Annotated in this window: 28 protein-coding genes; 14 read left to right on the forward strand and 14 right to left on the reverse strand. The window is 51.8% G+C overall.

The features are described 5' to 3' along the window. Positions 1-739 precede the first annotated feature (739 nt). The 13 genes from JRC49_03150 to JRC49_03210 all read left to right on the forward strand — a co-directional run bounded on the left by JRC49_03150 (position 740) and on the right by JRC49_03210 (position 8191). The gene (locus JRC49_03150; GenBank protein QTE71843.1) at positions 740-1480 is read left to right on the forward strand and encodes a hypothetical protein; all 741 of its coding nucleotides are present in this window, start codon (positions 740-742) and stop codon (positions 1478-1480) included. Positions 1481-1633: 153 nt separating this feature from the next. Next, the gene (locus JRC49_03155; GenBank protein QTE71844.1) at positions 1634-2659 is read left to right on the forward strand and encodes a hypothetical protein; all 1026 of its coding nucleotides are present in this window, start codon (positions 1634-1636) and stop codon (positions 2657-2659) included. A gap of 63 nt (positions 2660-2722) precedes the next feature. Further along, positions 2723-3490 (forward strand): hypothetical protein, encoded by a 768-nt coding sequence (locus JRC49_03160; GenBank protein ID QTE71845.1) that lies wholly within the window; start codon positions 2723-2725, stop codon positions 3488-3490. Between the two features lie 67 nt (positions 3491-3557). After that, positions 3558-4217 carry a BRCT domain-containing protein gene (locus JRC49_03165; protein ID QTE71846.1) on the forward strand — a complete coding sequence of 220 codons (660 nt, stop codon included), beginning with the start codon at positions 3558-3560 and terminating at the stop codon, positions 4215-4217. A 13-nt stretch (positions 4218-4230) separates the two neighbouring features. Next, the gene (locus JRC49_03170) at positions 4231-5115 is read left to right on the forward strand and encodes a hypothetical protein (GenBank protein QTE71847.1); all 885 of its coding nucleotides are present in this window, start codon (positions 4231-4233) and stop codon (positions 5113-5115) included. Positions 5116-5146: 31 nt separating this feature from the next. After that, the gene (locus tag JRC49_03175) at positions 5147-5941 is read left to right on the forward strand and encodes a hypothetical protein (GenBank protein ID QTE71848.1); all 795 of its coding nucleotides are present in this window, start codon (positions 5147-5149) and stop codon (positions 5939-5941) included. Between the two features lie 4 nt (positions 5942-5945). After that, positions 5946-6422 (forward strand): hypothetical protein, encoded by a 477-nt coding sequence (locus JRC49_03180; GenBank protein QTE71849.1) that lies wholly within the window; start codon positions 5946-5948, stop codon positions 6420-6422. Between the two features lie 64 nt (positions 6423-6486). Further along, positions 6487-6762 (forward strand): hypothetical protein, encoded by a 276-nt coding sequence (locus JRC49_03185; GenBank protein QTE71850.1) that lies wholly within the window; start codon positions 6487-6489, stop codon positions 6760-6762. Next, complete coding sequence (locus tag JRC49_03190) at positions 6762-7145, forward strand: hypothetical protein (GenBank protein QTE71851.1); 384 nt, start codon at positions 6762-6764, stop codon at positions 7143-7145. Before JRC49_03185 ends, JRC49_03190 begins: the two co-directional genes overlap by 1 nt. Continuing rightward, positions 7142-7558, forward strand: a complete 417-nt coding sequence (locus tag JRC49_03195) for a hypothetical protein (protein QTE71852.1) — start codon at positions 7142-7144, stop codon at positions 7556-7558. Before JRC49_03190 ends, JRC49_03195 begins: the two co-directional genes overlap by 4 nt. After that, positions 7555-7716, forward strand: coding sequence for a hypothetical protein (locus tag JRC49_03200; GenBank protein QTE71853.1), 162 nt, complete (start codon positions 7555-7557; stop codon positions 7714-7716). The genes JRC49_03195 and JRC49_03200 overlap by 4 nt, the downstream gene beginning before the upstream one ends. A gap of 57 nt (positions 7717-7773) precedes the next feature. Then, the gene (locus JRC49_03205) at positions 7774-7956 is read left to right on the forward strand and encodes a hypothetical protein (GenBank protein ID QTE71854.1); all 183 of its coding nucleotides are present in this window, start codon (positions 7774-7776) and stop codon (positions 7954-7956) included. A 16-nt stretch (positions 7957-7972) separates the two neighbouring features. Beyond that, a complete protein-coding gene (locus JRC49_03210; protein QTE71855.1) occupies positions 7973-8191 on the forward strand; it encodes a hypothetical protein in 219 nt (72 codons plus the stop codon). A 255-nt stretch (positions 8192-8446) separates the two neighbouring features. On the opposite strand, the gene JRC49_03215 is transcribed toward JRC49_03210, so the two are convergent. After that, a complete protein-coding gene (locus tag JRC49_03215) occupies positions 8447-9529 on the reverse strand; it encodes a hypothetical protein (protein QTE71856.1) in 1083 nt (360 codons plus the stop codon). A gap of 421 nt (positions 9530-9950) precedes the next feature. On the opposite strand from JRC49_03215, the gene JRC49_03220 reads away from it, so the two are divergent. Next, a complete protein-coding gene (locus JRC49_03220) occupies positions 9951-11144 on the forward strand; it encodes a DUF4062 domain-containing protein (GenBank protein ID QTE71857.1) in 1194 nt (397 codons plus the stop codon). Positions 11145-11225: 81 nt separating this feature from the next. On the opposite strand, the gene JRC49_03225 is transcribed toward JRC49_03220, so the two are convergent. The 13 genes from JRC49_03225 to JRC49_03285 all read right to left on the reverse strand — a co-directional run bounded on the left by JRC49_03225 (position 11226) and on the right by JRC49_03285 (position 23325). After that, entirely contained in the window at positions 11226-11837 is a 612-nt protein-coding gene (locus tag JRC49_03225) for a tyrosine-type recombinase/integrase (GenBank protein ID QTE71858.1), read from the reverse strand. Between the two features lie 253 nt (positions 11838-12090). Further along, positions 12091-12480, reverse strand: a complete 390-nt coding sequence (locus JRC49_03230) for a hypothetical protein (protein ID QTE71859.1) — start codon at positions 12478-12480, stop codon at positions 12091-12093. Continuing rightward, positions 12477-13052 (reverse strand): hypothetical protein, encoded by a 576-nt coding sequence (locus tag JRC49_03235; GenBank protein QTE71860.1) that lies wholly within the window; start codon positions 13050-13052, stop codon positions 12477-12479. The genes JRC49_03230 and JRC49_03235 overlap by 4 nt, the downstream gene beginning before the upstream one ends. A 5-nt stretch (positions 13053-13057) precedes the next feature. After that, a complete protein-coding gene (locus JRC49_03240) occupies positions 13058-14032 on the reverse strand; it encodes a hypothetical protein (GenBank protein ID QTE71861.1) in 975 nt (324 codons plus the stop codon). 74 nt (positions 14033-14106) lie between these two features. Further along, positions 14107-15174 carry a hypothetical protein gene (locus tag JRC49_03245; GenBank protein ID QTE71862.1) on the reverse strand — a complete coding sequence of 356 codons (1068 nt, stop codon included), beginning with the start codon at positions 15172-15174 and terminating at the stop codon, positions 14107-14109. Next, positions 15171-15920: a hypothetical protein gene (locus JRC49_03250; GenBank protein QTE71863.1), complete on the reverse strand. Its 750-nt coding sequence runs from the start codon at positions 15918-15920 to the stop codon at positions 15171-15173. The genes JRC49_03245 and JRC49_03250 overlap by 4 nt, the downstream gene beginning before the upstream one ends. Beyond that, complete coding sequence (locus tag JRC49_03255; GenBank protein QTE71864.1) at positions 15920-16495, reverse strand: phage tail protein; 576 nt, start codon at positions 16493-16495, stop codon at positions 15920-15922. The genes JRC49_03250 and JRC49_03255 overlap by 1 nt, the downstream gene beginning before the upstream one ends. Before the next feature lie 14 nt (positions 16496-16509). Further along, a complete protein-coding gene (locus JRC49_03260; GenBank protein QTE71865.1) occupies positions 16510-17148 on the reverse strand; it encodes a phage tail protein in 639 nt (212 codons plus the stop codon). Further along, complete coding sequence (locus JRC49_03265) at positions 17145-18245, reverse strand: baseplate J/gp47 family protein (protein QTE71866.1); 1101 nt, start codon at positions 18243-18245, stop codon at positions 17145-17147. Before JRC49_03265 ends, JRC49_03260 begins: the two co-directional genes overlap by 4 nt. After that, positions 18218-18586 carry a hypothetical protein gene (locus JRC49_03270; protein QTE71867.1) on the reverse strand — a complete coding sequence of 123 codons (369 nt, stop codon included), beginning with the start codon at positions 18584-18586 and terminating at the stop codon, positions 18218-18220. The genes JRC49_03265 and JRC49_03270 overlap by 28 nt, the downstream gene beginning before the upstream one ends. 13 nt (positions 18587-18599) lie before the next feature. Next, on the reverse strand, positions 18600-19346 hold the full coding sequence (locus tag JRC49_03275) for a hypothetical protein (GenBank protein QTE71868.1): 747 nt from the start codon (positions 19344-19346) through the stop codon (positions 18600-18602). 4 nt (positions 19347-19350) lie between these two features. Next, positions 19351-19578: a hypothetical protein gene (locus JRC49_03280; protein QTE71869.1), complete on the reverse strand. Its 228-nt coding sequence runs from the start codon at positions 19576-19578 to the stop codon at positions 19351-19353. 18 nt (positions 19579-19596) lie between these two features. Then, on the reverse strand, positions 19597-23325 hold the full coding sequence (locus JRC49_03285) for a phage tail tape measure protein (protein QTE71870.1): 3729 nt from the start codon (positions 23323-23325) through the stop codon (positions 19597-19599). Positions 23326-23349: the final 24 nt, after the last annotated feature.

Raw genomic sequence — 23349 nt, forward strand, 5'->3', positions numbered from 1 at the left:
CAACAATGCTGTTTAAGCAAGGCGACAATCCCCCTTTCAGGGGGATTGAACCTTGTTGCCTCAACATCAACCGCAGCCCCTTAAGGGGCTGATCATTTTGGATAAACTTTGCCCTTCATCCCCCTATCGGGGGATGAGGCTCATACGCTTTGACCTGTCGATAAAAACCGGCAACCCCTTCGGGGTTGAAGTTGGCGTTATGCCACATGAGGCCAACCCCTTCGGGGTTGAGAGTCGCATATATGCGCGGAATAGAAGGGACAGACCGCCGGATCCAGCAGTCAAACCACCGTCCAATTCCCCTTACGGGGAATTGCGGGTTGCGCACGCAGCACGCTAATAGACCGAAGCCGGACCGACCCGGCAGCTTCGGCCCATTAAAAGTACACGCGCGACCCAATATCCCCTTTAGGGGATATTGACTGAATCCTGGCACAGCTGGCATCACTGCCGGAGTCGAAAAGTTATTCACTTTTTTACGAAGTAAAAAAGTGAATAAAAAAAGGGCAAAAAAATTCTTCTCAACACGATATAACTTTTTTACTACGTAAAAAAGTTTATCGTTGTTGTATTCCTGAAGTTTCCCCTACGGGGAAACTTGGCGATTTGCAAAGGTCGCCGCCTTGTGGCAAGCTGTTTATGCCGCCAGAGCCAACCGGCCACGGCGGCCCGGCGAAGGCCGATCGGCCCGCCGGACACACACTCGACAGCGCCACAGAGCGCAGGAAGGAGCACACACATGAAGACCACCGCCAACACCACCGCCACCACCGCCCCGAAGGCCACCGCCGCAAAACGGCCGAAGGCCGTCCCCGTCAGCCCGGACAATGCCGGTTGGCGCTTTGCGCCGACCACGATCACGCTCGACGGGTTCACGTTCGCTTGCTCGTACAGCGTATCCCGCAAGAGCGGCGACGTCTACGCCTTCGCGAAGATCGGCGGCACTTCGTGCCGGATCCACATCGGCACCAGCAACCCGTTGTACCACGCCGCCTTTGAGGCCGCCATGGCCAATGCGGCTGCAGAGCAGCCGAAGGCTGAGCCCAAAGCCGCCCCGGTTGCGGAGCAGCCGAAGGCTGAACCCAAGCCCGTTGCTCCGGCGAAGGCTGCGAAGCAGCCCAAGGCCGCTACCCCGGCTGCAAAGCAGCCGAAGGCTGAAGCCAAGCCCGTTGCCCCCGTGAAGGCTGCAAAGCAGCCCAAAGCCGCCCCGAAGGCCGAACCTGCAAAGCAGGTTGAGCCCGCCGGCAAAGGCTGGATCGGCACCTCCATCACGGGTAAGGGCTGGGCGATCACGTTCGACCAGGCGACCCAGCGCACGAGGGTGAGTTTCACAGGCACACCTTCTGCAAAGCAGAAGGCCGCCGTTGAGTCCGCCGGGTTCTATTTCAGCGCCGCCCTCAAGACCTGGAACAAGAAGCTCACGTGCAAGGCGTACCGCGCCGCGAAGGAGCTGGCCGCCACCCTGACCGCCCTCAAGTGAGGGCGGGCGGTGCTACGCAACGAAACCATTCCCGGCACATTCGCCGTTATTGGCCGCCCTCAAAAGAGGGCGGTCGCTTTTATGCGTTGGTCTTTCAGACCAACGGCCACAAATCATTTGTGCTTGCTACGCAAGCAGGAAGGAGCCGCAAATATGCGCACACAAGATATCCTCGCCCGCGTCAATGAAGCAATTGCCCTTTTCGATGACCGGTGTTCCCCGCGTGAAACGCTCGATGCCCTTCGTAACGATCTCGAAGCACAAATCCGCACCGAAATTGCCAACTCCAAAGGAGTTGGCAACGCTGTCAAAGTGATTGAGAAAATCCTGGCCGTCACAAAGAAGGACAATCGCATGAACCTTGCCTATCCGTGGATTGACCCCCAGGGGCGTCAATGCGTCTGCAACGGGTACGTAGCATACCGGCTGAAAAATCATTTGCCCCTGCCGGAACGGCCTGACGAAGCCGGTGAGGCCATTGACCTCGACCGCATTTTCCCTGCAAGCCTTCAGGGCTGGAAACCGCTGCCTATGCCAAGCGTAAAGGAGTTACGCGAATTCATAGCGATTGAGCGCACAAAGTACACAGGACGCCGCCGGAGCAATTTTGAACCAGCTTGGGATTTTGGACCTCATGCTCCGAACGTCAATGCACTTCTCCTGCTTGACGCCGCCACGATATTTCCGAACGCCGACACAATATTCTGGAACACCCTCATAAGGCCACTCGTAATCACATGCGATAGCGGTGATGGTGTTATCCTGCCGCTTCGGAGCAGTGCCGACAAGATTCCGGAACCGCCTGCCAATGATGACGAGCGCAAAGCGATTGAAGCACAGGAAGCCAAAGACGAGCAGAATCGGCAGGAATCCCAGGAACGCCACCAGATCATTATGCAGGCGCATAAGGATTATGACGAAGCGATGGAAGCGGTACGCGCTGCCCTGGTTGCCAAAGCTGCCACAAAAGAGAGCCTTGACAAGGCAACGGATGAGGCCGAAAAAGCCACATTCACCGAAGCGTATTACAACGCCTGCGAAACGCTCGCTAAAGCAACGCTGCGGAAATATGCAGCACGCCTTATTTTCGAACCGCTATTTTGCATCGAACCCGAACAGTTTGAAAGTGTCGTGCGTGATCTGCATGTACGCGAATACACAAAGCACAACGCCGCCTAATCAATTCAATTACCCTCCCGGCCGGGCAATAGACCGGGCACAACATTGAAGGAGGACAACACAATGAACGCCAACACCACGATCACGAACATCATCCCTGGACAACTCGCAATGGACTTTGACGCCCCGGAATTATTCACAAACGCTTCCTCCCCTCTCGCCAACGCCACGCCCGATATCGTGACATTCCGCGAAAACGCCCCTGACCTCGATGATCTGCAGGTTCTCAGTTTCATTCTCACCTTATCCGCCGCACGTTACAGGGATCGCGTTGCCAATACGCTGCTGGACTATTTCGGCTCGCTGAAAAACGTTCTCGAAGCACGCCCCGAACAGCTGCTCACCGTGAACGGCATCGGCGTGAAAACGGCCAACCTGATTGCATCATTTATCCCCGTTATGAAGGCCTGGAAACGCCGTGATATGGATCAGCCACTCAAGATTGCCAACAGCCGTGAAGCCGAATCATTCTGCCTGTCATTGCTCACCGGCATCCGCAACGAGCAGTTCTGGGTTGTGTGCCTGAACGCACGGTGCGAAGTGCTCGGAAAGCGCAAGATCTCCGATGGTTCCCTGTCCGAAGTCTCCGCCTATCCGCGGATTGTCATGGAGACGGCGCTGAATTATAACGCCCACTCGATCCTTCTCACGCACAACCACCCGGGCGGAACAATGGCGCCTTCGCCGGAGGATATCAGCTCGACATTACAGCTTCAGCGCCTGCTCAACGGCGTAAGTATTCTCGTGCTCGATCACATCATTGTTGCCGGTGACCGGACATACAGCATGATCCAGCACGGCGACATTGATTATCGTGTCAAAGGCCGTTAACAACCCAAACGCGCTGAAATCATCCGCCCGCCCGTGGGCATAGTACGCGGGCAGAAAGGACTGCACCATGAAGTACGGTTATCTTTACCTCCCCGGCCTTATTATTCTGCTCATTCCCTGTATCAAGGCGTTTATTGACGCGCATAAGGAAAAGGCTGAAATGAAGCGCAAGATTGCTGCCAAAGAATCACGCGAAGCAGCACGGCGTGAAGCTATTCGCCAGCATAACGCGGATATTGCAGCAGCAAAGGAAGCAAAGAAGGCCGCTAATGATGCAGTCCCCAAACGCAAGCCTGGCCGTCCGCGCAAAATGCAACCGCCGATAGATCATTCCGGGGATAATTCACCGGCCAGCGAACCGGCTGATGAACCGCCGGAAGCGCCGGCAGAATCTCCCATAAAGATCATCACGCGCTGCGGCAACAATGCTTTCCTTGGACAATCCGTTTCCTTCACCGGCACGTTGCCCGGCATGACACGGAGTGAAGCAATCAAAGCCGTTCAGGAAAACGGCGGCAAAGCATTTGATGCTATGCCAGCTTCCACAACACTCCTGGTCGTGGGCAACAAGCCCGGCACACGCAAGCTGGACAAAGCTGACGAGTGGCCGTCCTGCAAAAAAATCACCCCGGAACAATTCTTCATCATGTTGCATCAGCCATTGACTTTCGAACCTGACGATTTCGCGTCATTCCTGGGAGCATGGCTTGCAAATAACAACGCATAAGGAGGAATACACCATGAAAACCAACACCACGCCTGAACCCCTGACCCTCACGCCGGAACAGTTCACAGCAATGTTCCTGCCGATCCTTCAAACACAGGACACAGACATAACGCCCGCGGATTATTTTGTCCACAACCTCGATACCGGCAAGCTTGAACTTCACATCACGAAGCCCACCTACAAGGCCTATGATGACGAAACCAAGCAGGCCATTTGGAGGGAATTCAAATGGTCACGTGATCGTGAGTGCTGGATTGAGCGCACGATCCCCGGTTACAAAGATCCTGAATCGCTTTGGATCTTTGCCAAGCATATCGGCCTTGCTGACGGCGGCTATTTCATCACGATGTATGCCGATAGCGCGAAGGCAGAAACAAAAGCCGATCCGGATCCAGCCAAGGACGCAGCACCCATCAAGCCCACAACGCCCGTGAAAGCCACGGAAACCGAAAAACGGACTAAAACCATTTTGCCAGCCAAGGTGAACATCGACTCCGAGGAAATATGCTACGCGCTCCATGGCTCGGACAACTATGTATCGGACCGCAAAATCCGTATCGCAGCACTCTATGCTCACAATCCCACCTCATCCGATGCAAAAGCGTTCCTCAAAGAGGAACACGGCATATCCGGACACTCTCACACTCTCAAGTGCGGAGCAAGCGGCTTCGTGGACTATGACGGAAAAGGCATGAGGATCTGGATCTGTCACTCCCATGAGGAGCTTCAGCTGAGCTGGGTTTCGGTCCACTCCTACATACGCGACATGATCAATCGCGGTGAGTACCTGAACGAAAAAGAGCAGGCTCGCTATGACGAGATCAAAAAGCAGTATCACGGAAAAGCGCCCATGCCCAACGCCCGTTATGCATACCCGCCTGTCAGAAAAGGCGCGTAAATATTCATCACACAATAAGGAGGACAACACAATGAACGCCAACACCACAATCGAAAAAGATTGGACAATCAGCATGATCGAGGCCTTATCCGAGGATGAAGCGCGCAAGATCGCGCAAGAATCCATGCAGATCAAGGAGCATACCGTCTACTTCGTAGACTTCGGCGGCTATTTCGGTTATAGCACGCTCGTGTTCATGGATGGTATGCATGTCTATCACGCCAATGATTACGAGCTTCACTTCCGAGGGCTGGACCCTGACCGTGAAGGTCTGAAAGCCCGGCTGATCCGTTACGCGGAAAGCAAGCTCTTTACCGAGGCTGAGATCACATCACCCGTACATAGCTATGACGAATACAAGCGCAAATCCGAGTTCCTGCACAACTATTATGGCATGCGCCGTCATCACGTTTCGATCTTCTACGCCATCAACCCCACCAAGGAACAGCAGGCAGCCTTCAAACGGCAGACCGCCTCAATGCATTACAACCCTGTTTGCTTCGCATACTTCGATGATCCCGCCTTCATCGAGCATCACCTGGCTCTTCATATCGCGCTGGAAAAGGCGTGGCATGAATGTCAAAGCGATTTTGACGTGCTGAAGAAAGCCTTCATTAGCGAGATGTACAACCACGAATACTGCATCAACTATCAGGCGGATTATGACACGTTAAGCGCTTTCGGAAACCTTCAATTTGCGCATGACGGCACCAAGACCGAACTGGACAATTACTTTGATCAGCTCAACTTCACCGAAACGCAGCGCAATGCATATTTAGCAGCACGTAAAGAGTACCTGAAGCAAGTAAACGAAACGGAGGAATAACGCCATGATTAATCAGATCATCACTTCCCATAACACCGAATCCAATCAGCATGAGATTACCCCAGGTCTTACGCTGGTCAAAGACGAGGAAAGCAGCCATAAGCCGTGCGTGAACATGTCGCCGGAAATGTTTGCTTCGCTCTATTGCGAAAGCACCGAAGTTCTCACCGCAGAGGACAAACTGATCCGTGCGCTGCGCCGCGCCACTGTCGCCAGCATGGAACATGCGGAGGACGATGACGGCGGCACCTGCAACTTTGACGCTCCCGTCCTCGATTACAAATCCTATGGCATAACCAAAGACGCCGCGGAGCAGGCCATCACATCCCTGGGCTTTCACTGCTACGAGTGGGAGGACTGCCTTGTGATTACGGGTTTCCTCTCCGGCCAGGGAAACAGGCGTACTCAAATGGCCGAAGCTTTCAGCAAGAGCCTGGATAGCGACGGCATCCCGTCCGGCGTGTATTACCAGATGGACTGACGGCGCCGGATCATTCCGTTGCCCGCCCGTGGGCATGGTACGCGGGCAGAAAGGAGCATCGCCCATGATCATTTGTACCGAAGCCGCACGTAAAGAGCATGCTGTCCGGTATGTCAGGGATCGAATTGACGAACTGAACCGGCAGGATCTTCGCAGCGTCTACCACAAGGATCCAGCAACCGGCATTGTCTATTACCCCAACTGTCATCCGGATGATATGTCCAACGCGGAACAGGAAAGGCTGCACTGGCAAGCCCTGCTGTCTATCCTCACAAGCGATCTTCCCTTTGCGGCAAGCACTGACCAACCGACCGACACAAATATGAGGAGGAATGCGTAATGGCATTAACATGGGATTTCAAAGAAAAATCCGGTACCGTCACCCAGGTATACAACGGTCAGGAATACACAAGCAACTTTTACGAAGGCAACGCGCTGATGATCGTCACCCATGAGTTTGTCGAAGACGGCCAGGATCTCTACACCGTGGCGTGGTTCTTCTGCGATAAGGTTCACGCAGAACGCTGCCTCGGTCTGAAAAAATGCGACGATGGCACTCAGCATAACATGTTCGACAGCAACGGACAGATAACGCATCTGACAATCTACCGCGAGCATTGCAGACAGTGGGCATTACTCGTTGACCTGTTCACCCGTGCCTTCCCGGATGCCGTGATCGATGTACGCATGAAAGCCCCTGACGGAAAGGAGGATGCACAATGACTATTTTGATCAATGACGCTGCTGATGTGAAGGATTTCCTGTGGCGCTGGCTTGGCCTTGATCGCCGCTCCATCATTTTTCACAGCATCGAAGCCGGTGATGAAAGACCGCATGTCAGCGGCGGGATCGTGGCTCGCCAGGATGATCTGCTCAACAGTGATGCTTTCGATGAACTCTGCCAGGAGCAATGTAACGCCCGTGAGATTGAGGTCTGTGACGTGATGACCTATATGGTCGGTGACGGCGAAAGCGACAGCGCGGATCCAAGCGATTGTCAGATCCTCGTGCAGCTGTCCGAAGAGCATCCCATTGCCTTCGCAGATTTCCTCGCTGAATACGCAGATGATCTTTTCACCTTTGCGCCTAAAGGACTTGTGCCCAACCCGGCTTATGAAGGAGGTGACGAAGAATGAAGTATACCGTCACATACATGCTTGAAGGCGCTGTCGATATTGAAGCCGATAGCGAGGAAGAAGCCCGCGAACGTTTCGAGGAAATGGATGAAAGCGAAAAAGCAGGTAACACATTCTGTGGTGCCTGGCAGATTGACGATGTGCGTATAGCGCACTGATTGCCGAACTAACAATATCCCGCCCCGGAGGTTACGAGGGCAGAAAGGAGAAACACCATGCAGTACACAGCCAACACCACACGCCCTATCGACCGCCGGATCGCCTTCCAACGCAAGATGGAAAAGGCCGCCGAGTGGTCACGTAAACCCATGACAGCCCGCGCCGAGTGCGCCTTCGCTGCCGCAGCAGGAACAATCACGTTCCTGCTGTTTGTTATTGCTTCCGGCATCCTGTTCTGAAAGGAGGACAAACGCAATGCTTAATGACACAAACCGCATCAGGCCCGGTGACAAGATCCGCGCCCTGGGTTATACCTTTACCGTTGCCAAGATCCTTACGCAGGATTATTATGGCGACCGTGAGAATGCCGGCAGCTCCGATTGCTGGGGCTATGACATTGAATTCAAGGATCCTGATGGCCGCTATCATCATTGGAAACAAAACGAAGATAACGGTGTTCTTATACGGGCATAACCCGCAAACGCCGCGAAACCATTTCATGTGTGTATAAAATAGACTTGCCGCTCGTTTGGTGGACGAGCGGCATTTTTGTTTTCTATGGCATCAGTGTCAGGCAACTTTCTTCGGACGACTGAAAAACTAGATCCCGCAAAATATAGGATGACATCCATTAGTTGAGCCTCGATCATAAATCAATGTGTCCAAGAATCTTGATATATCAATAATTGATATCTAATCCTTTTAGGCCAAGACTTGCTCCTATGCATATTAGTCTTTGGCCAATTTTTCCAATGTTTTCAAATCCATAAAAACTAATTCCACGCTAGAAGAGCCATTATACTCTTGGAACAACATCTTATATTTTTCTGTTTCCTGTGTTGATATTTCATTATCTGTTACAATCAATAATATGTATCTTTGAGTACGATTGGTAGTCTTTTTGTAATCCTCAATAGTCCTACGTGTTCTTTCCGCAAATAGTCGTAAACGTTGTGGAATTTTATGGCTGTCTTTGAAATACATTACTTGTCCAACTAGATCGACATCATTATCCTTTGATAGTCCAATAATATCATAATCGAGATTATTAATTCGCATATCGCGTTGAATAGGTGCATAATATGATGCATACATCTTTTTCAAGTATGCATAGAACAAATCTTCAACATGTGCATAGGTACTATAATTTGCTGCGCCACTTATTTTCTGATAAAACTCTTTGAGTGGATCTGTAATTGGGTTCTTTTTATCGTCCTGCTCTTTTTCCTCCCTTTCTGCACTTTTTCCTGATTCATCTATATCAGTATATGGTTTATCCGGGTTGATAGCTGAGGAAGAAGAACTATCTGGCGTCTGATCAGGATCAGACCCATGCTTTTCTTCTGCGTCTTCATTATGATCATTGTCATTCTTGGAATTCTCGTTTTTCTCCGAATTCGGTTCTAGAATTGTTACTTCAACTTTATTGCGTATCTTTTCTTCTTTCTCCTGATTTGTCATTTGCTGGAATTTAGACTCAAGTTTCGCCTTTTTTACTTCCTCGTCAAGCTTTTCATCCAGTTTCTTCTGTGTTTTTCTCCACCATATTAATCCAAATCCTAACGCAACAATTCCTAATAACATTGGTACAATAAGCACCCATGACGGTAATTTGAGAATTGTGTCTGAAAGATAATCTTTCAGCGAAAGGACATTCTTAGAGGTCTCAGAGAGAAGATTATAATCCTCCTGACTAATAAGTACAGGCTCTGCGTTATATAGAAAAACAAATGCAACAATTGGGAAAACAATGAGAATAATACCTAAAGAAACGAGGAATTTATATAAACTATCATATACTAAATTCTTCATGGCTATTATTCTCACTTTCAACGATTACTTATCAGTATTATTATGCCATCATTTTTGCAAGCTGTTTGCTTTTTTTTCGTTTTCATATGGTTTTGCATTGTTTAGTTGTAGAAAACTTCAAAAAAAGAAGGGGCAACTCCGCATAGGAACGCGCCTCTTCCGCACTTTGTCATAATTGGGGGTTGTGTTAAACTGTCGTTTGATTTTTTGCTTCCTATTATATACGATGAGAAAGCACCTTGCTTAGTTCGCTACGTTTAACCATGGCTTATTATGTCAAGCTCAGTCCATGCATCAATAAATACACTTACTATTTCACTCCAATTAAACAAGTTGACTCACAATAATATATATGCTATTTTATCAAAGTTAGAATCTGCGTTTCATATACTCATTCAAATACATATTGAGGGGTTGCTTTATGGAAATAAAGTATCAGGTCTTTATATCATCAACTTATGATGATCTTCGGGAAGAGCGCAATAAAGTCCAGGATGCAATCCTCTCTATGCATCACTTCCCTGTAGGCATGGAATTATTTGGTGCTGCCAACGAGGAACAATGGGAAATAATCAAGGAAACAATTGACACATCTGATTATTATGTTCTTATTGTTGGTCATCGTTATGGCACGGTAATTGAAGATGGTCCCGATGCCGGTATCAGTTATACAGAAAAAGAATTCAAATATGCAAAAGAGAAAGGAATTCCCATCCTTGCCCTCTTAATTGATAAGAGCGTACCCGTTTTACCTGATTATGTTGAGAAAACGCACACCAGGGCGTTTGATAAGTTTAAATCAGCCGTCAAAAAAGGACGAAACGTTGATTGGTGGAAGAATCCAGACGATCTCGCACAGAAAGTTACAGCTGCTCTATACAAACAAATTGAAAGAACACCTCGCCCCGGTTGGATCCGAGCAGATTCCACAAGTTCCAAGAACACTCCTCAATATTTCAATATAATCAGCGGAGAAAACCAACGTTTACATGACAGAAACGCAGAATTGGAAAAATCAAACGCAAGATATTATGACAATTATGCGGAATTAAAAAAGAAATATGAGGTATTATTATCATCACATAAAGATTTAGAAAATAGGTATGAAACTCTATATGCTGACTTAGAAGAAAGCAAATCGCGCAATAGAAAAGAGCCCACGAAACCTTCCACATCTTCTAACTCAGACGAGTCCTCCGCATCTACAACGGCAAACACATACTATCCTTCAGCTAAGCGCGATCCTTCTATGCAATCGGACCCTCTCGAGTATTATCCTCACATGAATCCCCGACATAATGCTGTTCCTAATGTCATAAAACCTTCACTTTCTCATCTGCTTGACAATGCATTGGAAGCATTATCAGATTACAAAATGCTTCTAGAAAAAAGATACTGTCCCAACTTTAAACTTGTGGAGGCAAAGAATCAATTTAATCTTACGATGAAAGCTCTCGATGAACGGGATTTATCTGATACGGATTATAAACATCTAATGCTTCATTACAATAGTTTTCAATCAGCTTCTAATATGTATAAAACACCCTTGATCATCATTGGAGCGTTGGAGCAAATACAGGATTGTCTACAATCGCTGCGAAAGAAATACCGTTAAGTTTTATGCTACAGCACAATGACAGTTTGTTTTAATACCTATCATTGTTTCATGTATTTATTTGGCATATTCACTTGTTTTTCATTTTTCCCTCACTCTCTTCCCCGCCAGCATATTAAACTTCATCAAACTCTCGTCAATATTCTCCTGCACCACGCCTATATACACCAGCGTTTCCCGCTGGTAACTGTGACACAATATCCGCTGTAAACTCACCACATCGCCGGTCATCTTGTAGTAGTGGTATCCGAAAGTCTTCCGCAGCGTATGGCAGCCGATCCTGTCCTGGATCCCCGCCTCCCGCGCAATGGCGTTGATGATCTGATAGCACCGCTGCCGCGTGATCGGCCTTCTTTTATGCGTAATGGTATCCTGCTGGCGGCTTTGGAAGATATATTCGTCGCTCTTCCGTCCGGCCAGCAGCCGGTTGATCTCTCTCCGTGCCGGCGGGTTGATCAGGATCCGTGCCTCTTTCCCGGTCTTTTTTGCCTTCATCTGCGCATAGTCTTTCCCTCGCAGATCCTCCACCTTAAACCGCCGGAAATCGCTCACCCGCAGGCTGGTATTAAAGCCGATCAGCAGGATCAGTTCCCAGCTGACCTCGCCGGTCTTCCGGGTCTTGTCGTGCCTCCGCGCTATTTCATAGCACTTGTTGAGTACGTCCAGGTCGCGTATAGGCTGTACTGTTTCCATTGTGTTTTCACCCTCCATTATTATGTCAATTACATATGGCAGAAAAAAAGAAAGCCCCGTGATGGTTGCCATGCGTTTCCGCACATCACGGGGCATATATGTTGAAAAATAGCCCGCCTTGAACCTCCGCGCAGTAGAAAAACCCGCATGCGTCCCTGTCGTCACATGCGGGCAAAAGCCTCCGCTTCAGCAGGCGGGCAGGCCGCCTGTCCGGTGCCGCCGCCCTGGCCTTATAGGCCGGATAATGTCTGTATTATTTGTTTTCCAGCTTGGAAATCGCCACTTCATACCCGCCCATGGCCGCCAGCGCGACAATGACCGAATTAACAGCTGTCAGCAGTCCGCTCTGGATCGTCAGTCCGGCGGTAAACAGCGTGGCAAGCAGGCTGATCACCAGGGCGATAATGTAAACCACAATGCGTGTCGGAATTTTCCATATCCGATCCAGTGGCAGCTTGAGCAGCTGCACAATGAGCATGGTTGCCAGGGTTGCTCCGGCGATGGTTGCCAGGTAATCCCAGCTGAAAGGTTCTGCAGGAAGCGCGCCGCCAGCTACGGCGGTATATTCCTCCGCCACCGCCGCCGCACAAAATAACATGGTCATCGTCATGATCAGCATAAGGCAAAAATAGATCTTCTTCATTGTTCATTCCTCCTGTTTTTATTGTTTGAATTGTTCTGCATCGGGGCAATCGGTCGCTCCGTGAGGTAGTTGTTCAGTTCCTCCGTCGCGCTGTCCAGTTCATCTGCATTCCCGTTGTGCCGCTGATGATTAAGGGTTGCAATTGTCCCCCGTGCCAGGCAGGTAAACCCCCGCTGCATGTCCCTGATATTGTTGTCAACACTTTCGAGAGTCGATTCAATGCGTTCCAGCGCTTTCTCATGTTCCGCGCTCTGCTTTTCGGCATTCTCGATGTGGCGTTTGTCGTTGTCCAGCTTCCGGTCAATCTCGGCAAACTTGTCCTTCATCGTGGCCGTCATGCTGTCCGTCACCTTCTGGCTGATATCCTCCGCCAGGGCCGACACCTTTTCCTGGAAAACGCTCTCCGCGATGGCCCGCATTTCATCCTGTTTGCGCTTCTTCTCGTCACGGTTGATCTGTACCACCTTCCACACCGTCGCGATGGCCGCGCACAGAACAACGACTACAATCGCCGTTACCCACAGCATCCACGGAGCGACCCCCTGATATGTCAACTCCTTTACCTGTTCCATTTCCATCACCCCCTCCCGACCTTGTTCACGATTTCGCGAACAAGTTTATCCAGCACCGGGAGCATCGCTGCCGCGGCAGCTTCCGTCATGGTCAGCGTAATGGAGATTGTCTTGTTGTCCCATTCCGTTTCGCTGATCGCCGCCGGAGCATCGCCGTTATCCGGATTGGAAGGCGCGTCATCCGCAACATTCACGAATTCGCCCTTCACGAATCCCGTCACGGTACGGTTGCCTTTCTGGTAGCTGATCTTGCACCAGTCTCCGCTTTCCGCCAGCACCGTTACCCGTGTTCCCTGGTTCAGCTTGTCCTGAAGGCCGCCGTCAGCCACTTTGCGGATATTGATCGGGCTATTGGTTTTTCCGCCTTCCAGAATCGCTTCATACATGCCTGTCACCTCCTGTGTTTCGTTTTTATTTCCGGTCGAGGCATTCTCGCCGGTGATCTCCGCCAGCTGGCGGTCAATCGCTTCTCCGTAGGTAAATTTGCTGTACAGGCCAACCTTGTTCCACCCACCGTTTATGCTCTTCCCGGCAAACTTGCTGGTGGTCACATGTTCCCGTACGCTGCTGCTGTGTATAGCGCCGTCACCGTAGTTCCATTTCTCCGGCGAATTCGCTCCGGCGTCCCTGGCCCGCTGTACCATGTCATCCCCGCTGCGGTCTGTGTTGATCCCGATGTGTTTTGCATTCCCCAGGCCGTCATGGTACCCGCGCTGTTCCTCACCCTTGTCAAAAGCGTGAATAAAAAGCAGCGCACCTTTCGGTATGCTGCCGAACACCTTCTTGCATTCTTCCGGACTTCCGACCCATCCGTTTTTCATCACTTCACGGTACCAGGCGTTACTGCCCTTCAGATCCATCATCAGACCCACATCGCGCATGGAATTCTCTACAAACGCCTGGCAATCCATTTCCGAGTATTTTCTGCCCAGGTATTTATCCCCGGCCAGGCTCAGTGCCTCCGCGCTGTATTTGCCCATTGAAACACCTCCTTAGCATGAAAAAACGCCAGATCGAAACCTGACGTCCTTTGATTATTTATCTGTCCCTGAAATCAGTACCATCGCACCAGCCGGACCTTTATATTCGGGTACGGCGATCCTTGTAAAGTTTTCATGGATTCATTGGAAAATTCAGCAATAGATACGCCCCCCAAAAGAAGCAAAGGCTTTGAAGAAGAATAATAGTACCTGGCATAAAAACACACCGGCAGCCTGGGAATCTGGATATCCCATGCCTGCGTCTCCGGGTTATAGCCCTTCCTTTTGCTATAGTTCCTACTTTGAACATTCATCAACACGTTCAATTCATCCCTGGAAGGAAGGAACCATTTGCCCTTGGTCACCGGGCCTTTCATCTCATTGATATATTTCCATATGGCCCGATAGCCGTTTGCACCGCCCCCTAGCAGGTCATCACTCCGTGCCGCCTCTATGCATCGTTCTGTGTTGTTTTCCCCTTCCCCAAAGCCCACAGCTCCATAGCACGAAGCCAATGCGTTACTATTTCCCTCTTCTGCCCACAAAAGACTGTTTGCGGTCTCTCCTATGTCGTCATCACTCACCACCAGAAACCGGCCTGGTGTACTGCTATCGGGCCTGTCATACACCACCAGTCCCGTCGCGGGATCCACATGATAATCCTCATCATCGGGTTCAATCCTCGGTTCCACCGTCACATCGCCCTGGAAACCCAGCCGGTAATCAAAGAAGATCGTCCCTCCGCCTTCCACCCTACGGCCGATATACCCGTAAGGCGCGACCTTGTCCGGATGCAGCTGTAAATCCAGTTTGTCCGCCTGTTCCCTTTCAATTGCCAGAGCCAGCATTTCTTCAATCGTCGCCGGTGTCCACTCCGCCTGGTTCCACCCGCTGACAACATAATTGTCCCCCGGCGCGTCCGCCCCGCTGTAGCGGTACAACACGTCCTCATGCATCCGGAAATCGTCCCGGCGGATGTGCTCCCCTGGTTCAAACTCCTTCGCCAGAGAGCCTGCGTGTGCGTGCAGCACCCGGTCGATTATCTGCATATCCCTGTTCAGGCTGTGCTCAGCCTGAACAATGCGCATCTTCTCTCTGTCATTTTCATATTGTGTCAGGCCGTAATGCGTCGTTCCCGTCATTCTGTCCTCACCTCCCAATCTACCGTCACAAAGTCGCGCCCTATGTCGTAATAGGTGTATAGGCATTCATTCCATGCCAGGTGTATGTACCCGCTTGATCTGTATTGGTCATCCCCCGGAGCATTCATCCGGATCTCCTCAATCTCGATGCTGCTGTTCTGGAAATAATATTTGACCGTATTGTTCACATCATCAAGGTCAAGCGTTCCTCCAAACGGTACCTCATCAAGTTTCAGCCGTATCCGGTGCTGTATTTCCGCTGCAAGCCGTGCCCTTTCCGCAGTTGTTTTTTCTCCCCGCAAAACAGCTTTTACTTGCGCAAAAACCCATCTCTCCGCGTTCGCCGGTCGCGAAAACCTGACAGTAACATCCTTCTCGCCGTCCCAGATCGTTTGCTTGATATCGCCTACTGTCGGAACTCCCGGCGCCTTGTTGTCAATAATCGCCCGGGCAATGGAGCTTTCATCCCCGCCCTTCACAAAGATCGCCAGGCTGTGTGCCGGTACCCCGTGTGTGTCTTCCCAGTCCTTTTCATTGGCATAGGCATAGACTTTCCTTACACCGCGGATATGATGCACGGCAGATTCCAGTCTGCCCGCGTAATTGAAGGGAACATCATAAAACGCGTTGAAAAAGTCATCCGGCCACACCAGATCATCTATCAGCCCCAGTTGTCCCCTGATCGTCTCTGCCAGTCGGCACATGTCCTCCGTCTTTACCAGGTAATACCTCGGCTGTTCGTCCATCAGAAGCCCACCCCCGTCGCCAGTCCGATTTCTTTCAGGGTGATCCTCCCGTCTTGCCCCACCGCCAGAATTTTCCCGGCGTTCTCTGGTCCCTGATCCACCGTGACATAGTCACTCAGTGCCTCTTCCATCGCGTGCCGCGTCACCAGGGCGGAAGGATCTATCGTCACCGTCAGCTCTCCCGTGCTGTCTATGTCCCATACCGCCACCAGGTTAAACGCGTAATCCGGAAAAGCCGCCCGGGAGGGAATGCTCAGCCCGTCTCTATCCTGATACAGCGCCACCATCACGCTCTGCCCGTTGATCGTGGCAAAAACGCCAACCTCCTTTATCAGGTACTCCATATCCTGCGGTGGGATAAAGATAGACAGCTCCATTCCGCCGTTCACAATCCGTTTCCGTTCTATGCTGCCTCTGCCAACCTCTTCCACCAGCGAAATCCGCTGCCGGGCATTGGCCGGGTTCGTGTATCCCGTCCCGATCTTCACCTCGTTGATATTCAGCTGGCTGCCGCTGGCAATCACCCTTTCCAGCGCGGCGTTCCCGACGTTTGTAATCACTCCTGTCCAGCCCATGTTCTCCCTCCTTCTTATTGCAGTTTCCGTATATCCCTGCGCTGCAGGGTACTGATCGTCATGTCCTCAATGTCCCTGATCGTTGACGTGTAGGCGTCCGGGATCATCGTAACTTTGTCCACCGTGCCCATGCTCGCGATCCCCGTTGCGCCGTGCATCGTGTTCCGGGTCTCTCCGCCATAGAAAATAACGTTCCGCAGCAGGCTCCGTACATTCTTTGCCTTCTCAACCGATGCTCGGATCCACGCCTCGCTTGCGGCTGTTCTCAGTCCGGATACAATCACGTCGAAGTAGCCCGGCTCCAGCTCCGCGTCAAACCACTCCGCCACCGCGGCTCTGTAAAAATACGCGCCGAGGTATTGCTTGATTCCCTCCGCCGTCCCGTGGCATTTGTAGTAGTCATAGGCGTTTTTAATCCATCCGCGCTTGGCGTCAATATCCGCCTTATAGTCATACAGGCAGTTATACTCCCACGCCATCTCGTCCAACCGCCACTCCGGCATTTTGTCTATGTCCAGCAGGGCGTCCAGCCCTTCCTGGCATCTGGCGAGGAAGTAGTTCAGGCACGCTTCCAATGCCTTCGCCATCGCGTATCCGTTCCTGTCTGCCAGGACAAACCCGGGCAGTATTTCTTCTATGCTGTATGTGATCATTCGTTTATCACCGCCAGCGTAATAGTCCCGGAGCAGTATTCGTTCGCGCTGATCTCCGTATACTCGGCTTTCCCGCCGTCAAACTCACAGCCGGAGCCAAGTTCAACCCGGCTGCACCCGGCGTTATACAGCATTGCTTTCAGCTTATCCGGATTAAATGCCCTGCCGATGGCCTGATCCTGCCATTTCTGGTATTCATCAATGGCCCGCGCCAGAGCCGTACTGATGTTCTGCCCGTTATACACCGCATAGTTGACATTGAGCACATAAGGTCTCGGCGTCGCAAGCGACACCGTCACCTGGTCGTTCAGCGGCCTCACGTTGTCCGCGTTCAACGCATCCTCAACGGCCTGGATCAGCGCAGCTGTTCCCTGCTCTCCGGCTGGCAGGATGTAAATGTTCACCTTGCCAATGCCGCCGTTTACGGCAACCGCGTCCAGGATCTCGGAGCTGACCTCTTTCGCCGCTTGTTCATACTGATCTGCCGGGCCGGTTGTCACCGCCGTCAGTCCGTGCTGCCGGATCCGTTCCCTGTATGTCTCGTCGTTTTCTTCGTTCTGGCCGCCCACTGCGTCCGTCAATACAACAATGCTGTTGATCGCATCATCCGGAGACAGCAGATCCATGCTCATTCCGGCAAGCAGTCCATTTCCCGCCGCGCCAGACGTGCTGGCCGTGATGGTCGCCGTATGGGTCTCCTGCAGACCGGTCAGGGTGATCTCTTCATTCAGCGTCCACATAATGCTCCCATCCTGCGTCATCGCTGTTCCGGTGGGAATAACAGACGGCTCACCCGTGGCATTTGTCGTAATGGATACCGTTGCCGTCGCCGGCATCGCCTGGATCCGGTAGCAGCCTCGTTTTTCTCCATAGATATCAAGATAGTCACGTACCGCATAGCGAAGGGTATTCATCCGCAGCGCGTTATCGATCCCCGCGAAAGCCTGGATGATAATCTGTTGCATTCCCCGCAGAAGCATTTCTTTTTCATCGCCGGGATAGAGAATATCGCCGCCCGCGCCGATATAAGCCATCACCATTTCCTCCCAGACCGCACCTTCGTCATAGGTCAGATAGTGCAGTTCGGTGTTATCCATGCTTTCTTCGCCTCCCCCTGCTCACCTATTGTGATTTCGATGATACAATGCACAATCGTTTCACCGCTCTCGTCCTGTTCCAGCCAGCCTTCCACAACCTCCGCGTCCGGCTCCCACAGCATCACCCGGTCAAGTTCCTGTGTTATAAGGGCCTGTGCCTCGGCCAGTGGAATATCAAATATGCCGGGATCGAGCCCTCGCTGTCTGTCATAGGGGATCTCGTTTCTCCGGCACATCAGGAGGTTCTTGGCATTGCGGATCGTGCGCTCAATCATGTCGCTTTTCATTGTGCTTTCAAAGTCCAGCGGTAGATTTCGACTGTCTATTTCATACTGTGCCACTGCCGCGCCTCCCTTACTTTTTTAGCTTGACAATGTTAAGCAATTTGTTTTTAACCTGGTTAATTCTGTTGGTAATCCCGGTGAGCAGGCTGTTCTTTTTTGCCGTCTGCTGCTGCTTGGCTGCGGTAGTCACTCTTCCTTGTGTCTGGTTGGATGCTTGGGACTTTGTTTCACTGGCCCAGTGTGCCGTTTTGGGCACCTTCGCCCAGGCGTTTTTTCGTGCCGCGTCCTTGGATGCGTTGCTGTATCCCGTCACGGATGAAACCGCTCCGCTGCTCCCGCTGTAATAAACCGTCACGGAATACTTATATCCTCCGCTGCTCTTGTTCCCTCCGCCTCCGCTGCTGTCCAGGCCCGAAAGCTTGCTGGCCATTTTCAGCGTCATACTCACTTCGCAGCTGATCCATGTTCCCTTGGGGGTCATAATGATCTTCTGCGCCTTGGCGTTTGTCAGCATCATTACGCATGTCACAAGCTTTTTGTTGTTCGAATAGATATAGCCGGTCTGGCCGTTAGCACCGTAATTGACAAGCTTCATAGCCTCCTGCTTCACATCGCTGATTCCCAGCCGCTTGTCAAAAAAAGCTGTCAGGCTGATTTCGAACCCCTTGCTGTTCTTCTTGGATACGTACTTGCTCCGTTCGTTTTCCTGATCCTGTGTTTCCACACTTCCGCTCACCGTCAGGTTGGAAAAGCCGCGTACTTCCTTGGCATTCGCGTAGAACTTCACATCATGCCACTGTATGATCGGATCGCTCATCTTCTCACTCCTTCCATGGAGCTGTTTCCGGTGCGGCCTGTGCGCCTTCCGCCGGAATATCAATCACGGGAAGCAGCCATTCTTCCCCTCCGGCCATTCTGGCTTTCAGCGCCAGCTCCGGATTTGCGCAAAGCAGTTCCGCCGCGTACTTTTCATCCCCGAAAAGATCCAGGGCAATACTGTCCGCCGTTTCTCCCGCACTGGCCGTGTAGCTGTATCCGCTCATTTCCATCAGGGCCACCTCCCTTCATCAGGTGTAAACTTCCACCGCGTCACGCATTTTCTTGTTCTCAAACCATTCCTCCAGCCTGCGCTTGTCATCCTGCAGCACCTTTTCAACTCCGTTGGCGTCTGCCGCGTTGATCGTTGGGCTGTAAACAATGGTTGTGGGCTGGGTCTGCGGGTTTGCGTTCAGTCCGCCAAACCGTGAAAGCAGTTCCGGCCAGGTAAACCCGCTGGCCGCCCGCGCCGCGTTCAGCAGTTCAGCCGTCCTTTCCGTGTGCGCTTCGGGGATCGCCCACTCAGCCTGTCCCGGCACCTCGCCGAAGATCGAAGCCTCCGTGGCGCGTCCGCCCTCTGCGAACATCTTCTTTCCGGTAATGTTCACCGTGATCGTGCGTCCGTTCTGGCCTTCAATCAGGGCTCGCAGCTGGCTCACATCGCCTGTCACCATTTCCGTCAGCAGCTTCCCGTCTTCGTCATATATCTTTGTGTGCAGATCTGTCGCATCACCGTCCAGGTATTCAACCAGCCTTCTTCCGTCCTCCGCGTCAATCGTTGCGGTTAATTCTGTGCCTTCCGCGCCAACTTTTACTTCTATTCCCTGTTCTTCCAGCTGGGTCAGCCTGTCTTTTGCACCGTCCGTTCTGTTCACAGGTTCAATCGGCACCGGCACAGGATCAACCTGCACGTTTTGGGGTATTTCCGGTGTGATCGGCAGCCGGTACTTTTCCGGGTTTTTGCTTGCTTCTCCGTAGAGCAAATCCCATATTGCGAAGTAGTTCAGCGCTGTATCTCTCGCAAACCACTCCTTGCCCTTGGCTACGGCTTCCAGGTCATATGTGGAAGATAGGGATTCGTAGATCGTGTCCCACATAATCTTGGACACGTTATCCATCCTGTCTTTCGCTATGCTCATGTCGTAACCTACCATCGGCACTTTTCCGGACGCATTATCTGCCGCGTTCTTTTTAGCTTCTTCTCCAATGACCGTCAGCAGACCGTAAACGGATTCCTTGCTCCGTCCAAGAAGGTCAATCGTTGCTTTCGCATCCGCTACGCTCATGTCACCCATGCCGAACAGCGCTTCAAAGGCGTTTTTGTTTTCAGCAGGCATCCATCCCGGATCCGATCCCCTTTGGTTTGTGTTGACAAAATCCGCCTGCAGCCCCAGTACATCGAACCATCCTATATCCGGCAGCTTGTATGGAATGCCAAAGTTGTTGATCAGCTGTTCCATTGTGTAGAACTGTCTCAACCTGGCAGCGGATGCTTTGTCACCATTTTGCTCGTAATAGGCAATCTTATTGGCAACTTCATCAATGCCGCCCATAGACAGCATCATCAAACCCAGCATTTGACCAAGCTGAGCCCTGTCGCTGCCGGTTCCCCATCCTCCGGCATATTCACTGTCGCCCATGCTGTTCCGCAGCATTACATTGATTGCTTCCGCGTCCAGCTGCCCTTCCTGGTACATCCGGGCATACTGTGCCAGCAGATCATAGTTTTCCCGCTGCCCGCTGTTGGCAATCTGACTGTCCCAAAGGGTGAACAGGAAATCATCCCAGGCCATGGATGTTTTCTTCTGTTCCTCTTCGTACCTCGCCTTTACACCGCGCAGCGTTTCCTCATCCGCCCCGCGATACTCAAGCCGGTAATACTCGTTTTCAAACCGCTTCTTCTGTTCAGCCAGAATTTCGTCCCGCTCTTTTTCTGCCTCCCCGGCAATGTCCTTGATATCTTCCAAGCTGGCTGTCTGCGCCTGTTCCAGCCAGCGGTTCTGTTTGATATAGTTTTCCTCCGCCGCCGCTTCTTCCGCGGCGCGGGCCACCATATCGTTGTATTCACGCATCACTTTGAGGATTTTGTTATATTCTTCCTCGCTGATTGCACTGTCATCCGCAAACGCATCCATGATGGACTGCCGCATTCTCTTGCCGATATCCTCAAGCTGCGCCTGGTTTTCCAGGTACTCTTTGTTTGTCAGCTCGATGATTCTGTCATACATCGGGTTATCGATGCTTTCCGCATCCCCGCCGCCAAACAATGCTGTCCAGTATTCGCCGCTCCCGCTGGCCGCGCTGTATATCGCCTGTTCGACATATTCATACATCTGGCTGCCCAAGTTCAGCAATCCGGCCAAATCGTCCTCTGTCAGCTTGGTATTCGTAATCATCAGCGAAAACAAATTACTGCTGAAGGTGCCGCTTGCTTCCTGATAGTTCGTTTTGGCCGCTTCCAGCGCCCTGGCAAATTCGTCCGTGTATGTGTAGGCATTGCGGAAATCTTCGCCTAGCGCGTGAACATAGTTCTTGATCTCCGTGTTGTCCAATTCCATATTGCCGAAGTTCTGGGAAAAATCATAATCTTCCAGCTGCTTGATCGCCGCCGCAGCCGCAGCCAGGGCAACAAGGCCGAGGCCGATGCCGCCAGCGGGTCCAAGGATATGCCCGATCAGCCGGAATGCACCGCCGGCCATCATTAATCCGGGGCCAGCTGCCGCTATCACTTCCAGACCGGACACCAGCGCAGAAAACTTGCCTTCATCCATCTCGGCAATGTCATCAACAATCCCGCCTACGCCTTCCATCACATCGGATAATTGGTCGTTCAATTCTTCACCGACAACCTGCTTCAGGCGTTCAATCTTGCTCTCGAAGATCTCTGTCCGCCCGTACAGGGTATCCATCATGGTTTCTGCGGCATACTCGCCGTATCCCTCCGCATTTCCGGCAAGCAGCTTGTCCCGCAGTTCAACTGCGTTCTGAAGGGCGGTCACAACGTCCAGTGCGCCGGTTATACCGCGGTTTCCGAAAATAGTACCGAGAACACCAAGCGTTGTCTGGTTCTTTGTGATGTTCTCATACCCTCCGGCAATTTCTGCAAGCACCTGTCCCAGGCTCGCGTAGATATCGATGATCGGCTTGGCCTGTCCGTTGTCCTGAAAGGCACTGAATCCATAGGATTCAAGCAGATCCAGCGCCTCCATCTTGCTCGCGTCTTCGCGGATTTCCCGTATTTCCTCTTCCGTCGCCCCCAACTGCTCCATCACCTTGCTGGATACGCCGCTGGGCGCAAGGATACGCATCATGCTTGTCCGCAGGAGCGTAGCTGCCGTACTGCCCGTTTCACCCATGTCATGCATCAGGCCGATCAGGGAAAACAGTTCTTCCTTGGAGTCTGTAAAGCGCATGGTCGCGCCCATCTTTTTCATGGCGTCCCCGAAGTCCTGCACATTGCCGGTGGAGCTGTTTGCCGCGTAAACCCACATGTCTATGAATTCACCCAGCTCGTCATAAGGCACATCGAATGCCTTCATGGTTTTGGTAATGTACATCAGCGCGTCACTCAGATCCATGCTGCCCGCCTGGGCAAGCTCCATCGCAACCGGTATTCCGTTCAGTATTTCGTCCAGGTTCCAGCCCGCATGCGCCGCCTGGTTAATTGCGCTGGCTACATCATCCGTGTGGAAAATGGTCGTGGCTGCCCATTTTGTCGCTTTGGCGTTCAGTGTGTCCATGGCGTCAGCCAGTTCCTTTGTGTTGCGCCCGTGACTTGTGGACAGCGCAACCTCCGCCTCATGCATGGACTTTTCATAGTCTTTGTATACTTCAGCGCTTTCCTTGCCGAAATTGATCAGTTCCCGGCTTGTCCCGCCGATCAGGGATCCAAGTTCCGTCAGCGTCGCGCCAACTGCCGCAAACCCGTTGCCGACCTTCGCGTTGATGGCAATAATGGTTTCAAGTGTCTGGCTCGCCATATATTCACATCCTTCTTACGCGGC

Source organism: Clostridiales bacterium FE2011 (assembly GCA_017569305.1).
Lineage (GTDB): Bacteria > Bacillota > Clostridia > Christensenellales > Aristaeellaceae > Aristaeella.

Coding starts and splice junctions, on each gene's coding strand:
- JRC49_03150 (QTE71843.1), top strand. CDS start 740: ATGAAGACCACCGCCAACACCACCGCCACCACCGCCCCGAAGGCCACC.
- JRC49_03155 (QTE71844.1), top strand. CDS start 1,634: ATGCGCACACAAGATATCCTCGCCCGCGTCAATGAAGCAATTGCCCTT.
- JRC49_03160 (QTE71845.1), top strand. CDS start 2,723: ATGAACGCCAACACCACGATCACGAACATCATCCCTGGACAACTCGCA.
- JRC49_03165 (QTE71846.1), top strand. CDS start 3,558: ATGAAGTACGGTTATCTTTACCTCCCCGGCCTTATTATTCTGCTCATT.
- JRC49_03170 (QTE71847.1), top strand. CDS start 4,231: ATGAAAACCAACACCACGCCTGAACCCCTGACCCTCACGCCGGAACAG.
- JRC49_03175 (QTE71848.1), top strand. CDS start 5,147: ATGAACGCCAACACCACAATCGAAAAAGATTGGACAATCAGCATGATC.
- JRC49_03180 (QTE71849.1), top strand. CDS start 5,946: ATGATTAATCAGATCATCACTTCCCATAACACCGAATCCAATCAGCAT.
- JRC49_03185 (QTE71850.1), top strand. CDS start 6,487: ATGATCATTTGTACCGAAGCCGCACGTAAAGAGCATGCTGTCCGGTAT.
- JRC49_03190 (QTE71851.1), top strand. CDS start 6,762: ATGGCATTAACATGGGATTTCAAAGAAAAATCCGGTACCGTCACCCAG.
- JRC49_03195 (QTE71852.1), top strand. CDS start 7,142: ATGACTATTTTGATCAATGACGCTGCTGATGTGAAGGATTTCCTGTGG.
- JRC49_03200 (QTE71853.1), top strand. CDS start 7,555: ATGAAGTATACCGTCACATACATGCTTGAAGGCGCTGTCGATATTGAA.
- JRC49_03205 (QTE71854.1), top strand. CDS start 7,774: ATGCAGTACACAGCCAACACCACACGCCCTATCGACCGCCGGATCGCC.
- JRC49_03210 (QTE71855.1), top strand. CDS start 7,973: ATGCTTAATGACACAAACCGCATCAGGCCCGGTGACAAGATCCGCGCC.
- JRC49_03215 (QTE71856.1), bottom strand. CDS start 9,529: ATGAAGAATTTAGTATATGATAGTTTATATAAATTCCTCGTTTCTTTA.
- JRC49_03220 (QTE71857.1), top strand. CDS start 9,951: ATGGAAATAAAGTATCAGGTCTTTATATCATCAACTTATGATGATCTT.
- JRC49_03225 (QTE71858.1), bottom strand. CDS start 11,837: ATGGAAACAGTACAGCCTATACGCGACCTGGACGTACTCAACAAGTGC.
- JRC49_03230 (QTE71859.1), bottom strand. CDS start 12,480: ATGAAGAAGATCTATTTTTGCCTTATGCTGATCATGACGATGACCATG.
- JRC49_03235 (QTE71860.1), bottom strand. CDS start 13,052: ATGGAACAGGTAAAGGAGTTGACATATCAGGGGGTCGCTCCGTGGATG.
- JRC49_03240 (QTE71861.1), bottom strand. CDS start 14,032: ATGGGCAAATACAGCGCGGAGGCACTGAGCCTGGCCGGGGATAAATAC.
- JRC49_03245 (QTE71862.1), bottom strand. CDS start 15,174: ATGACGGGAACGACGCATTACGGCCTGACACAATATGAAAATGACAGA.
- JRC49_03250 (QTE71863.1), bottom strand. CDS start 15,920: ATGGACGAACAGCCGAGGTATTACCTGGTAAAGACGGAGGACATGTGC.
- JRC49_03255 (QTE71864.1), bottom strand. CDS start 16,495: ATGGGCTGGACAGGAGTGATTACAAACGTCGGGAACGCCGCGCTGGAA.
- JRC49_03260 (QTE71865.1), bottom strand. CDS start 17,148: ATGATCACATACAGCATAGAAGAAATACTGCCCGGGTTTGTCCTGGCA.
- JRC49_03265 (QTE71866.1), bottom strand. CDS start 18,245: ATGGATAACACCGAACTGCACTATCTGACCTATGACGAAGGTGCGGTC.
- JRC49_03275 (QTE71868.1), bottom strand. CDS start 19,346: ATGAGCGATCCGATCATACAGTGGCATGATGTGAAGTTCTACGCGAAT.
- JRC49_03280 (QTE71869.1), bottom strand. CDS start 19,578: ATGGAAATGAGCGGATACAGCTACACGGCCAGTGCGGGAGAAACGGCG.
- JRC49_03285 (QTE71870.1), bottom strand. CDS start 23,325: ATGGCGAGCCAGACACTTGAAACCATTATTGCCATCAACGCGAAGGTC.